A 14,956-nucleotide genomic window follows, 5' to 3' on the forward strand; every position below is an offset into this window, starting at 1 on the left:
CAATTTTTTTCAATCTATTTCTTAAACTTGTTGATTTAATAAAGATTAATTTTGGATCGATTTCTTTCATAAAATATAAAGCTTTTTCGGTTCCTTCACTTGAATAAATTTCAAAAATTTTATCAAATTCTTCCTTCTTAAAATGCCTTGACATTGCTTTCCTTTCTTTAATATTTTTGGGCGCGGACACCCCTAGGGGTGTTGGTTAATCCTATTAATAAAACAAAAAGATTAACAGAATTAATTGTTAATCTTTTTGTCCTACTTTAGAAACGATGTACTCCTATGACACCAAGAAAAATGCATAGGATTAATGCAACTAAATTGCTTTTTGGAGACTGTATTGTCATTTTTCCTTTCTTTTTTGTGTTTTTTTTAATTTTAAACAAAAAAAAAAAAAAAACAGATTGGTCAAAATCTGCTATATTTAAGAAGCTAAATATGGAAAATATATGAAAAGTAAATAAAATTCGGTTCACATGAACCGAAATTAATTTATTAACCTAACTTTATAACTTCATCAAATTTTTCCAATTGCTCTGTATTTAAATGATGTGAAACTAGCAAAATTGTTTTTGATGATTCTAATAAAGTATTTAAAATCTTATCTGATAAATCTTTATTTAAATTAGATAATGTTTCATCTAATAGCATCACATCCTTTTCTTGATAAAAACTTCTTGCAAGAGTTAATCTTTGTTTTTGTCCTAATGATAAATTATTATATGAATCAAAATCTTTATCCTTAAACTTCTGTATTACTTCTTCATCCATATATGCTTGTTTAAGTGCTTTTAGAACCTCTTCTTCGTTATTTTCAAGTAACGAAACATTATTAAATGGATTAACATCAAAAACAAAGTTTTCTGCATTCAAATAACTTAAATTATCTTTAATCGATGCATCAGTATAGGTTTTTACATCAGTGTTATTAACTAATATTTGTCCTTGATAATCATTGATATTATTAATAAGTAAATTTAATAAAGTAGATTTTCCACAACCAGATGGCCCAATAATAGCATATTTTTTGCCTTTTTTAAAGGTATAATTGAAATTATTAAATAAAAGCTTATTTTCATATCCAAAAGTTAAATTCTTAACTTGTATGCTTTCAACAGGTTGCATTTTTACATTCCCTCGATCTTTATCAAAGTTAAGGTCTAGCATTTTATATAAAACCTTTGAAGCCAATACATATTTTATTCCATCAACCATTTTTGAAAAGTTGTCTTTACTATCATCCATTCCTTTTTTAAAGGTATATATTAAACCAATCGAAATTGATAATGGATTTTTTATATATAAAAATCCTAACACAATTAAACCTACAATCACACCTATTTCAGTAATAGCATTTGATAAATTGTTATTTCAAACATTAATATTATCAAAATGATAAACTTTTTGATAATATTCTTTTACTTCATTTTCAATAAACTTATATAAGAGTTCTTGATTGTTTGAAAAATATAATAATGAATATCTTTCTAAGTAGTAAGTTAATTTTGATGTTAATTCATTTAATACAAGTTGATTTTGCTCAACATATCAACTAATTTTTTTATAAAAGATAAAGTTAGGTAATGCTGATAAAAGTAAAATTCCTATTACAAAAGCAAATGCGATGATGTTGGATAATCCAAAGAAAATCAATATTACAGCTAAATTTATCGTAGTAGATAAAAAGTTTACAAGTGGAAGCAGTGAATTATATGCGATTGCATTTGCATTATTAAAAACTTGTTCAAAGGCTTGTTGCGATGAATAATTTAATTTTGTTTTTGAGTCTGCTTGAAATAATTGGTTGTAAAAGATTCTAGAAACTGATTTTGCTGTATATATACCAAATTTATTTGAAAGCATATAATAAAAATAAGTGCTTATCGATGACATAATATATGCAGCCACAATTACAATTAATAAAATACCAAAACTTAAAAATGCATCATTTTTAACAAATGCGTATTGCCCGATAACAGCATTAACTGCATAACCTTCTAAGATAGATAAAACAAATTGAAAACTATTAACTATGATAGCAACCAAAACAAAAAACAAAAATGGTGTTTTTATTTTTGATATAACATTTTTCATTATGCTACCTCTAAATTAATTACTGCATCATATAAACTAGCATCATCAAGATGATGTGTACAGTTAATTAATAATAAATCTGGATTTTGCATTAATTTATGAAATAAATCCTCTGTATTTTCTTTATCAAGATTCGATGCTGCTTCATCTAAAATTAAAAGATTTTTGTTTCGGTAAAAATGACGAGCAAAATTTAATCTTTGTTTTTGTCCTGTAGATAAGGCTGTGTCACTTTCTATAACATAATCCAGGTTAAATTCGGTTAAATTAGCTTGTTTTAGAGCTAATTTAACTTGATCTTGCATATTTTCTTTTCATAAAGTGACATTATTATATATGCTATCATAAAATACATTCTCGTTGCTATTTAAATATGTAAATGAATTATTTCATACACTTACATCTATATCTTTGATTTCTTGATCGTTTACTTTAATGCTTCCATTGTATCCATGAAGTTGCTTTAAAATTAAATTCAATAATGTAGACTTACCAGATCCAGATTTACCTACTATTGCATACTTTTTACCTTTATAAAAGGTAAAATTAAAGTCTTTAAAAATTACATTTTCTTCATATGCAAAATTCAAATTAGTTATTCGAATTTTTTCTACATTTATTTCTGCATTATCTTTGTTTGAAGCAACAAATTCACTACTAAAATCCTTTAAATAACTTTTATAAGCAATGTAATTTTGATTTACATAAATTGTATAACGCAGTTGAATTGAAAGGGTGTAAAAGTAGCCAGGAACAGCAAATATTGCACCAAGTGGTTCATGTTGATAGAAAATGAAGTAACCGATAATAAACATCATCAATATATATGAGATATATTGAAAACCACTGTTGATTACTTCTAATTTGATAACGGTACTTTGTGTTTTATCCAAATCTTTTAATCATTTTTTTAATGCCACATCGATAAAATCAAATAATTTTTCAGGTTTATTTAAATATCATAAGAACTTAAATCCATTAAAGATGTTTTGTAATGTTGCAACATGAGATTCCATTGAAAACATAAATTTCTTATGCATTCTCCCAGCAATTGTTGATAAAAAGAAGGGAAAAATAAATGAAATTAACAATATTGCAAGTCCGATTAATGCAAATTTTCAACTTATCACAAACATAACAATTAAGGTTGCAACTTGCACAAAGACACCTATGACTGTATCAAAAAGGCTTGTAAATAAAAATTCTTGTAGCTCGGGCACACGTTTGTTAATTCAAACTAGGTATCTACCTTCTTTGTTTTCAGTGACTTCATGCGATGACAAAGTAGAAATTTTCGATACTGCTCCTTTAGTTAACAATGTGCTAACATATTGTTTTAATTTATTCTTCAGAAGTAGTTGCATCAATGTGGCAACTAAGAATATAACAGTTAAAGATATAACAACTATTAAATTTGTTTGAAATAATGCTTTATCACCACTTTTGATGCTATCAATCAATGAAGCAACAAAATAAACAACTATCGATGATGCAGCAACTGAGATAATACTAAAAATAAATATATAAAGCAACAATGGTTTATTATTAAATAGTTTTTTCAACTTTCTCCTTTCTATATTTAAAGACTTTATAAAGCAGATGTAATCCTTGATACCCATTTCAAAAACTTGCATCTATTTCTCTTTTGTCATAATCAATAATCTTTTGATCCCTTAAACAAATGTTTATAAATGCTATATGCTTATTGATTTTATCATTATTAATGTTATATAATTCAACATAAAGATAATGCACTAATAAAATACCTGCATAACCGTTTGCTAAACTTATTTTTCTTGTAAATGATTTGAATAACTTATTAGAAATTAACATAATTTCTTCATCAAAGTCATGGATATTAAACTTATATTTAGCAAAAAGCAAAATATATAAAATACCTGCACTTCCGTTTATTAAATATGGTGAATGATAATTTCCTGTATCATAAAACAGATTATAATCTAACTTTTCTTTTATAGATTTATATCATTTTTCAAGGACTAATTTTGCTTCATAACTTGTTTTTATATCAATAAGAACTTGTAAAATACTTTGGAAAGCAAAATTGCTATAAATTAATCTTAAATTTAGGTAATTAAATATATCAGTTATACTTGAAATCGCTGGTAATAAATCATTTTTATTGCCAAAGATTTCATTTATTATTTCAAGGTTATACAACGAATCAAAATGTTTAATAGTTAGTTTTCTATTAAATACTTTAAATAAAAAAATTGCAATGTTTAAGAGTTCATACGAGTTGTTCAAATAAAAAATGAGTGATAAATAATCTGATGGATCTAAGGAAGAATCTTTTTTATAATCAAATAGAAAATCTAATAACATATAGAAAATCTTCATTTTATCTGTAGAGTGTGTTAAATTATTAGTATTACAATAAGGATTTTTAACATTCATTGGTGATGAACTTTTATGATATTGTGAGTGTTCTAAATCAACAAAATAGAGCATCTTTTTATCTTCATTATAAAGAAAATTATCCATTTTCACATCGTTTAAAACAACTGGACTGTTTTTTAATGTATTAAAGAAATATCTAAATGAATCAATTAAATCAATAACTTTATTTTGTTTTGCTTCACTAACATCATAAAGTAAATTATAATCATATTTATATAGATCTAGTTGTTTTCCTTCGCAATATTTATATACATAAAAAATACTTTGCGAATTTCAGAATTTCTCAATATATACTGGAAAATTTGGTATTTCAGATATAGATGCAATTATTGACTCATGCTCTCTCGCTTTCAGATTTTCACCGTTTAAAAAGTATTTTTTACTTTCTTTTATCACATATTTTTGGTTATCCTTTGTTGCTAATCATATATTAGAAAAGGAATCAAATGTTATTAAACCCATTAAGTTATAACCATTAATTATTTTAGAAATTGGTTTACTGTAAAATAAATCTTTGATATCAGCAGGTTTATACATTTTTACAATTTTTTTATATTCATTTTCATCTTTTTTACTAATACTGCCATATCGATAATGAATAATACTCTTTTTATATTGCTTATCTGAATATGTTAAAGGTGCTTTAAATTCCTTTAAAATTGGATATAAATTAATAATTATTTCTTTTGCTTCTTTTGCACTTGTAGGATAAATAGTAATAAATTTACCAGTCAAATTGTTTAATTGTTTTTCAAATAAACTCTGATATAAAACCTTGTAATTTTGGATATATTTAAAACTTATGTTATGAATCTTACAAAATGTAACTACTCGTTGCAGAATATCATTATAAGATTTTATATCAGTTGAAATATGTATTTTTCAACCTTTATCAGGCAGTTTTGCTTTACGATATTTATAATATGCAAAAGTTTCATCATTACAAATATCACATCTGTTATCAAATTTATCATAAAATCTTTTTATTTTAATCAAAGTACTAATTTTGACCCCTTATTTTATAAATCAATATGATAAATTTATCATCTAGGAAATATTGGACAGATGATTGTAATAATTCTTTTTGATTCTAATGTAGCAACTTCAGATGAAGATTCAGCAAGTAAAATCTTTTCCATAGTATGTGGCTGTACTAAATCAAAGTTAAAGAGTTCCATTTTTTTAATCCCCTTTCATTTTATAAGTTATATAAAATTACAATATTAAGGTTTTAAATATTGTAATGAAATTTAATACAAAAGTATTACAATAAAACTTATAGTTTTAATTCAAATTTTCATATAACTCAGATGTATTATATCACATACTATCTTTATAGTTAAATACATTTTGAAATTTATTTAGCAATGTTTGCTAGTAGTTTTAAACCTCAGTATAATAATGTAAAAAATAAAATGATTGAAAGCACAATAAGCACAACAAGCAAAATAAATGAAACAATTGCTATTATCGGAATAATCATTATAGAAAACATTGATAAACTTTGTATCGGTTTTCAAGGTCCATAGAACTTATGATTTTCAAACATTGATGCAGCCATTAAAATATGAGATGCAAACATAAAAAAATGCTGATGCAATCATTAATGTATATAATAATCCGATTAAAAATTGGACAAAGCCTGTAATAAACGGAAATCATACAGAAAAGTTTTTTATTACATCAATTACAAACCAATAAAAATCATATAACGATCAAATACTGACAATTAAGAAAAATACCATCAGTATACAGGAAAATAAAATTCATATCCAACCATTTTCTTTGATATTATTTCCTAAATATATAATATAAATAACTATAAATGCCGTTTCAGCTGCAATATAGATAGCAATTAAAGTCAGTAAACTTACCTTATATGAAAATAACCATATTGTAGGATTCGGGATGATTCTTAACGCATTAAGTATGCTAATAACTAAGAAAACAATATTTATTATTGGTAAATAAACAAAAATTTCTATTGATTCAATTTTTTCTGTTGAGCCTTTTCAACTTTGTATATCAAAAAGGTTTTACAGAAACCCTCATAAATATTTAAAAGGTTCTGTAATTACCAATAATAAAATTTCCATAAAACAATTTTATTAAATTTACACAAACCATATAAATTTGATTCAAAAAAGTAGCATTTGCTACTTATTTGAATTCATTAATTTTTGTAAATCATCTCAGGCTTTTTGTAATTCAGTAAGTTTTGCTGTTTTGCTCATTCCATATACTTTATATGCCTTTGCATAAATTTCAGTTCCTTTAGTTAAAGTATATTCACGATCAGCAAATTTTCTTAGCAATCTTCTGACTTTTTTACTAATATCACTGCGTTCTTTGATCAAAGCATCTGCTGTGTTAGTCTTAAACTTATAAGTTTTTGACATACTTCCATCTTCAGATGTTACAACAACTGTTAGGGTTTCATCTTGATAAGATGTAAAAATATTAGCATTATTTGTTGCAGAAAATGTTAATAAGTTAAGACTTTGATCAACTGCTAATGTATAATCAGTAATTTCTGGATGTTCATTAAATCCTGGATAATTATTGTTTGCATATTTTACATTTAATGTAAAGGTGCTTTCTTTTGTTACATTTGTATCAGGTGATAACGCTTGCAGTTCTTTAATAACTACTGCATCTGATCCATTCGGTAAAGTAAATTTTATTCTTACTGCATATGCATCAACTGGTTTAGCAAAGATTAACTCAGTATAATCATTTGGTTTAATAGTAGGGTTTTGGTTTTGTAAGGTGATGTGGGTTCAGGTACCAGTTTTTAAGTTTGTTGCAGTTGATGAATTATCATTCAGATTAGATAATTGAGTTTTTGTAGAATCGGTTAATCCTGTGACTGCTGATGATAAATATTCGACACCAACAGTTGTAGGAATACCTACTTTCTTAGCATCATCAGCTGCTGCAAATCACACTTTAACTCGATCTATTTTAACTGATGCTGATGTGGTTGAACCAAAAGCTATACCAACATAATTTTCATTTACTTTTGCTGGTGTATCTTGTGTTTGTTTTACAGTTTCTCCATCTTGTGGTTCTGCAACAGTTGATACTTCCATTGATTGAGTCTTAGGTTCTGAAACTGATGAACCTTCAGCACTACTATCTGGTGAAGCTTTCTGTGTTTCACTTTTCAAAGACTCTTCAGTTGTTTGTCCTTCATTAGGTTTCACCGGAGAAGCAGAACCACCTTCTCCTGTTGCTCCTGAATTTTCTTGTGTATTTTTACTTTCTTCTTGATTTTTATTTTGTGCAGTTACATTATGATTATTGCTTCAAATAGGAGTTGTTGTTGATGCATCAGCAGTTCCATCATTTAATGAATCTACATTATATGTTACAGTAGTAGAATTGTCACTTGATGTACTTGCACTCATAGTAGATGAAGCAAATGCAGCAGGGAATAAGTCGGAACTTCCTGATGTTTTTTGTGAAACAACAGTTGTTTTTGTGGTAGCAGTTCTCGGAACTTTACGTACAAATAATTTTGCTGTTAAATTTATTCCTGTAACTGTTGCTGTTTTTTCAACAATATGATCAGAATTTAATTCATCATCTGTTAAATTTTCAAATGTAACAGATTTAGTATATGAATTACCTAAATCATCATAAACAGTAACTGATGTAGGTAAGGTAGGAGCATATCCAGATAATGTTGCAATATGTGTATCTGCAACTTTGACCAAATCATGTACGGAAACAGCAGCAGTTACATCACGAGTAAATCCACGATATGATGCAGTTCCTTTATATGTATAAAAACCTACTTTATCTGCTTTTTCTGGAACATTATCTCATGTTACATCAATTCATCTAGGATATTTATCACCTGGATAAATTGCTTCGATGTATTTAGGTAATGTTATATTATCACCTTTTAAAACATCAATAGTCTGTGTCTTAGCAACGGATAAATTATCCATATAAAAAGCATTTGAACCAGGTGTTTCATTAACATTAATATTTACTGGTGCAGATGTATAATCAACTCCTTGGTATTTTACTTTTAATACCACAGGTTGACTAATGGTAAAGTGTCTACCGATAAAGTGTCCATCCTGATAATCAAAGAAAATATTAGTTAAATTTGAATTAACTAATTCAAATTTAAATCCATCCTTATCTAATCACTCAGGTGTTATTTTACTTCCATCTTCTAAAACTAATGAAACATCAACTGCTTGTGCTTGTCCGATGGTAATATCCGAAACCGAGAACGCTACAGTTTTTAATTTATTAATTAATTTATGAGTATATGTATATGTTTTTGTAACTCCAGTTTCCGATCATACAAAAGCATAATATTTTTTAGTAAACTTATCGATTTGAATGCTAAAAGTTTGCATTCTAGCTCTTGATGGATTTGGTAGGTTAAAATCTACTTCTGTTGGGAATCCATCTGTAAAACTACTACTTCCTTGATAATCTAATTTATCAGCAGCAAATGATGTTGATGTATCAGATGTAACTCCATTCCCTTTTACAACTATCGATTCTAATGAATCGCTGGCATCCTTTGCTCGATGTCCGGTAGTTTTTGTGGCTCCATAAACAAATACTTCAAGTAATCCAAATACATATGATTTTGTCGGTACATCTGTTCTTGGATAATTGACATAATCAAAACGAACATATCTAGCATATACTTTTTCAAAAGTAATTTTATAATTATTAGGATTGTTTTCATTAGTAACTCCGACAGTAGAAGAATTTACTAATATAAAATCGGAAGATTTTGATTGATTAAATACCCGATGGAAATTAACTCCGTCTTCTGAAGTTGAAATATATAGACTTTTCGGCCCATTTGTTCCAGTATTATAATCAGCAAACATAAATAACTTAACACCACCTATATCTTGCGCAGTCTTTAAATCTATTGTAATTTGACCTGTCTGAGCATTCGCTTGACGATTACCTACTCAGTTATTAGAATTATTATTTCTGTTATTTCAAGTTCCATCAACTATTTTTTCTATACCAGTTTGTGCTGGGACAGCCGTTGCAGTTGCATGATTAGGATCAGATGAGGTTGTATCTACAATATTTTGTGTTCCTGTAGTGTAATTACTATCAACAACCTTTAAATAAGCAGTAACTTCTTTATCAGCATAAGCATTTAAATGTCCTTTGATTTGAATATCACTTGATGTTCCGTTTGCAGTTGAAACATTAGTTGTAGAATTTCAAGTTACAGCTTCTGGTTTACTATCATATTTAGAAAACACATTTACTGTTGCAGGCAAACTAATTGAATCATTTTCATAGACTGTTATATAAGGACTTTCAACTTGATATGCATTTTCAAAGGTATATACTTCATATTCTTTTACAAATGATTTACCATCAACTGTCGCAGTTATTTGGTAGACTGCGGCTCTGGTTTTATCAACCTTAGCACTATCTCATGTAACATCAACTTCCTTTTTACTTCCATCACTATAAATAGCATTAACTTTAGAAGGTAAAACAAGTTCTTTGTTTATTTCACTATGTAAATTATTTGCATCTATATCTAAAATACTTGCAGGTTGTTTAGAAGTTTGTTCTTCATCTAAATCATCTGTATCACTAGGATTTTGTTCATTAGCATTACCAGGGGGTGTGGTTTGGTTTTCACTACCATTACCAGGTTTTGTTTCAACATTTCCTTCGCCGCTACCTGAATTTTGTCCACCATTTTCTGGTGGTGTAGTTTGTGAACCTGTCCCTGAACCATCACCTGGTTTATCACCGCTTTCGTTAGAACCACCTGGATTTTGTGTTTGTGAACCCTCCCCTTGTCCTGGTTTAGTTTGTTCTCCAGGATTTGTTGTTCCACCATCACTTGGTTTGCTTCCTTCGTCAGGCGGGGTTTGATCTCCTGGTTTGGGTTGTTCACCTGGTGTTTTTCCTTCTTCAGGTGTTTTAGGTTTAGTAGTTGAACTTTGACTTCCACAACTAGCTGCTATCGCTGTGGTAGAAGCAGATATAAATAAAAGCGATGTAAGTAATTTATTCTTTTTTCTCATAATTATTCCTTTTACATTATTTGAATATTTATAAAATTTTATTTTCTAGTAAATTTGTTTTATTACAAAAAAAATGTTTTTGAAAATAAAACACTTTCTATTTTATTTAAATTTTTGAATTGTTTTTTTTTTTTTTGTTTTTAGCTAATTTTAAAATATAAAAATGCAAAATTTTCTTTATTTTTCATTTTCCTACTTTTTAACAGTAAATATAGATATAATATATCAACAAAAATATACAAAAACATCGCATTGTTTACAATGCGATGTAAATATTAATAATTAATCTTGTTTCATTAATGTTTCTAATTGATTTCAAGCTTTTTCTAAATCAGTAACTGATGCTGTTTTAGTCATGCCTCAAACCTTATACGCTTGTGCATATACTGCACTTCCTTTGGTAAGGGTGTAGTTTTTGCTAATAAAGTTGTTTAGTAAGTATCAAACTTTATCAACTACTTTTGATCTTCGTTCTGCTAGTGCATCAGCAGATGTAGTTTTAAATACAAATGTTTTAAAATTACTTGCATCTTCTGATGAAACAGTAACTATTAAAGTTTCATCTTGTAAGGTTGTAAAGATATTAGCATTATTTGTAGCAGAAATATGTAATTTATCCAAACTTTGATCTGGTCCTAAAGTATAAGTTGTAATATCTGCTTTTTCATTAAATCCTGGATAGTTATTTTGATCATATTTTACAGTTGTTTCAAAACTACTTTGTTTTGAAACATTTGTATTTGGAGCAAGAACTTGAAACTCTTTAATTTGCACTGAATTTTTATTGGTTGGGATGCTAAATTTAATTCTTACTGCATATGCATCAACTGGTTTAGCAAAGATTAACTCAGTATAATCATTTGATTTAATAGTAGTGCTTTGGTTTTTCAAGGTTATGTGGGTTCAGGTACCAGTTTTTAAGTTTGTTGCAGTTGATGAACTATCATTTAGATTAGATAATTGAGTTTTTGTAGAATCGGTTAATCCAGTGACTGCTGATGATAAATATTCCACACTAACAGTTGTAGGAATACCTACTTTCTTAGCATCATCAGCTGCTGCAAATCATACTTTAACTCGATCTATTTTAACAGACTTAGATGTAGAATCCCCAAAAGCAACTCCAACATAGTTATCATTAGCAGTATTTATTGTATCTGTATGTGTTTCGCTTTGCTTTACTGTTTTAGATTCTTCTGCTTTCGCAACAGATGCTACTGTTGAACCGCTTGAATTTCCAACTTGTTGTTTTCCTTCTTGATTATCTGTAGTGTCAGATACTGTTTGTGATGCTGTATGTTCTGTATTGGACTTACCAGAACCAGAATCTGAACTCCCTGCAGAACTAGCAGCTTGTGTTTTTGGTGTGCTTTCTGCTTCAGTATATTTATTACTTCAAACAGGAGTTGTCGTATTTGTTGCAGCAGTTCCATCATTTAATGAATCTACAGAATATGTGACAGCACTACTATCTTGTGATGTACTTGCAGTCATAGTAGATGAAGCAAATGCAGCAGGGAATAATGCAGAAGTTTGTTCTTGTGTAGTTGATGGTTTTTGAGAAACAACAGAAGCTGTGGTGTTTGCACTTCGAGCTACTTTGGCAACATATAATTTTGCTTTTAAGTTTGTTCCAGCAACACTTGCTTCTTTCATCACAACATCAGTTGAATTAAGTTCATCATCGGATAATGTAGGGAATATAACAGCCCTTGTATATGCTCTACCTAAATCATCAAATACAGTAACAGTATTAGGTAAATCAGGTGCGTATCCACTTAAAGTTGAAATATGAATATCTGAAACACTTTTAATATCATGCACAGCTACAACTGCTGATACAGTTCTAGTTAAGTTTCGATATGTTGCGGTTCCACTATAAGTAAAGAATCCAACATTATTTGCTGTTGTTGGAACATTATTTCATGTTACATCAACATATCTAGCATATTTATCTCCTGGATAAATTGCTTCGATGTATTTAGGTAATGTTATATTATCACCTTTTAAAACATCTAAGGTTTGAGTTTTAGCAACTGCTAATTCATCCATTCTAAATGAGAAAGGAGAAGTAGGTGATTCTAAGACATTGATACTTACAGGTGCAGATGTATATGAAATTCCTTGATATGTTACTTTCATCACGACTTGTTGAGCATTAGTAAAGTGACGACCGATAAAATTACCACTTTGATAACTAAAGTATATATTTGGATTTTGATTATTTACTAAGTGAAATTCAATTCCATTTTTATCTAGGTCTTTTGGCTCTATCTTAGTGTTATCATTTGCGATTAAATTAAATATAACAGGTTGTGCTTGTCCAATGGTAATGTCTGGAACTGAGAAAGCAACAGTGGTAAGTTTTTTGGTATTGGTAAGTAATCTATGAGTATAAGTATATGTTTTAACTTGTCCTGTTTCTGATCAAACTAATGCATATCATTTTTTGGTATTTGCATCAATTTGGATGCTAAAGGTTTGCACCCTTGCACGACTTGGTTGTGGTAAGTTAAAATCTACTTCGGTTGGGAAATTATCACTAGGACTACTGGTTCCGTTATAATCAAGTTTGTCAGGTGAAAATAATGTGGATGTATCTGTTGTTATACCATGTCCATTAACAACAATAGAATCAAGTGAGTTACTACTATCCTTTTCTCTGTGTCCTTGTGCTTTGGTAGCACCATATACAAACACTTCTCTTAAACCAAAAACATAATTATGGGTATCATCGCGTGGATAGTTTTCATAATCAAAACGAATATATTGTGCATTAACTTTTTCAAAAGTTATTACATAGTTGTTGCTATTATTAGCATCTTGTATATTAGCAGATGTATTTAATGCGAAGTTATCACTTTTACTTTGATTAAATACCCGATGGAATGTTTGTCCATCTTCTGATGTGGAAATATATAAGTATTTTGGTCCGTTATTACCTGTATTAAAATCAGCAAACATAAATAACTTAACACCTGCAATATCTTGTTTGGTTTTTAAATCAATTGTTATTTGTCCTGTCTTAGCATCTGCTTGACGATCTCCTGCATAGTTGGTAAATCTATTTTCACTACTATTTCAAGTTCCATCAACTATATTGGTAATAGCATCGCCAGAACCAGTTTTAGCAGGTTTAACAGTCGCTGTTGCATGATTGACATCAGATGCATTAGTATCTACAATGTTAGTAGATGTATTAGTTGTATAGTTATTATCTACAACTTTTAAGTATGCTGTTACGGGTCTATTAGTATAGTCTTTTAGATGTCCTTGGATTGTGATATCTTGCTGTGTACCTTTTGCTGTTGAAACTGATGAATGCTCATTTCATACAACAGGTTCATTAAATGTACCAAATTTAGAGATGACTTTAACTGTTTCAGGTAAGGTTACTTTATCATTCTCATATACTGTAATATAAGGATTTTCTATCTGAAAAGCACTTTCATTATATACTTCATATTCTTTTACAAATTGCTTACCTGCAACTGTTCCAGTAATTTGATAAACAGCAGGAGTTTCCTTTTTAATTTTTGATATTTCTCATGAAACAGGAACTTCCTTAGTTGTTCCATCACTATAGTATGCTTGCACTGTATATGGTAATGAAAGTTCTTTGTTCACTTGACTGTATAAATTGTTTGCATCGATTGCTACAACACTAGCAGCTTCTTTTTTAGGAACAACTGGTTCCTGTGTTCGATTTGTTCCTGAACCATCTGGGTTTCCTGAGCCAGACTTTGTTCCGTCTTCTGGTGTTGTAGTACCTGTCCCTGAACCATCACTAGGTTTATTACCTCTTTCGCCAGAACCACCTGGATTTTGTGTTTGTGAACCATTTCCTTGTCCTGGTTTAGTTTCTTCTCCAGGATTGGTTGTTTCACCACCTGGTTTTGGTGTTCCATCGCTAGGTTTGCTTCCTTCATCAGGTGGGATTTGATTACCTGGTTTAGTTTGCTCACTTGGTGGTGTTTCTTTTCCTGGTGTTTCCGGTTTAGCAGCAGGTGTTTGACTGCCACAACTTACTGCTATCGCTGTTGTAGAAGCAGATATAAATAAAAGAGATGTAAGTAATTTATTTCTTTTTCTCATTTTTCCCTTTCTTATTATAAAGTTAGATGATTTATCAAATCATCTAAATATACTATTTACTAGAAAATATGTTTTATATTTAAAATAATCAAATAAAACACTTTTAATTTTATTTAAATTTTTGAATTGTTTTTTTTTTTTTTTTGTTTTTAGGTAATTTTAAAAGATAAAACTGCAAAATTTTCTTTATTTTTCATTATTAGGTTGTTTAAATATACATAAAATTTATATTTATTTATATTATACTCAACAACAATAGAGATAATTTCAATATAAAGAAACGAAAATATTTAAATGTT

At 28.6% G+C, this 14,956-nt stretch carries 8 protein-coding genes; all 8 read right to left on the reverse strand.

The genetic code is table 4. The features are described from left to right. Positions 1-266 precede the first annotated feature (266 nt). A complete protein-coding gene (locus ACXYRO_RS02520) occupies positions 267-350 on the reverse strand; it encodes an NINE protein (RefSeq protein WP_458614233.1) in 84 nt (27 codons plus the stop codon). A 148-nt stretch (positions 351-498) separates the two neighbouring features. After that, positions 499-2,097, reverse strand: a complete 1,599-nt coding sequence (locus tag ACXYRO_RS02525; RefSeq protein ID WP_458614215.1) for an ATP-binding cassette domain-containing protein — start codon at positions 2,095-2,097, stop codon at positions 499-501. After that, positions 2,097-3,659: an ATP-binding cassette domain-containing protein gene (locus ACXYRO_RS02530; protein WP_458614216.1), complete on the reverse strand. Its 1,563-nt coding sequence runs from the start codon at positions 3,657-3,659 to the stop codon at positions 2,097-2,099. Before ACXYRO_RS02530 ends, ACXYRO_RS02525 begins: the two co-directional genes overlap by 1 nt. Next, positions 3,643-5,514 carry a class III lanthionine synthetase LanKC N-terminal domain-containing protein gene (locus ACXYRO_RS02535; RefSeq protein WP_458614217.1) on the reverse strand — a complete coding sequence of 624 codons (1,872 nt, stop codon included), beginning with the start codon at positions 5,512-5,514 and terminating at the stop codon, positions 3,643-3,645. Before ACXYRO_RS02535 ends, ACXYRO_RS02530 begins: the two co-directional genes overlap by 17 nt. Positions 5,515-5,558: 44 nt before the next feature. After that, positions 5,559-5,696: a hypothetical protein gene (locus ACXYRO_RS02540; protein WP_435129896.1), complete on the reverse strand. Its 138-nt coding sequence runs from the start codon at positions 5,694-5,696 to the stop codon at positions 5,559-5,561. 179 nt (positions 5,697-5,875) lie between these two features. After that, on the reverse strand, positions 5,876-6,100 hold the full coding sequence (locus tag ACXYRO_RS02545) for a hypothetical protein (RefSeq protein WP_435129899.1): 225 nt from the start codon (positions 6,098-6,100) through the stop codon (positions 5,876-5,878). Between the two features lie 574 nt (positions 6,101-6,674). Next, positions 6,675-10,562, reverse strand: coding sequence for an Ig-like domain-containing protein (locus ACXYRO_RS02550; RefSeq protein ID WP_458614218.1), 3,888 nt, complete (start codon positions 10,560-10,562; stop codon positions 6,675-6,677). A 282-nt stretch (positions 10,563-10,844) separates the two neighbouring features. Further along, positions 10,845-14,657, reverse strand: a complete 3,813-nt coding sequence (locus ACXYRO_RS02555) for an Ig-like domain-containing protein (protein WP_458614219.1) — start codon at positions 14,655-14,657, stop codon at positions 10,845-10,847. Between the last annotated feature and the right edge of the window lie 299 nt (positions 14,658-14,956).

The sequence above is a fragment of the Mycoplasma sp. 4013 genome (genome assembly GCF_054353875.1).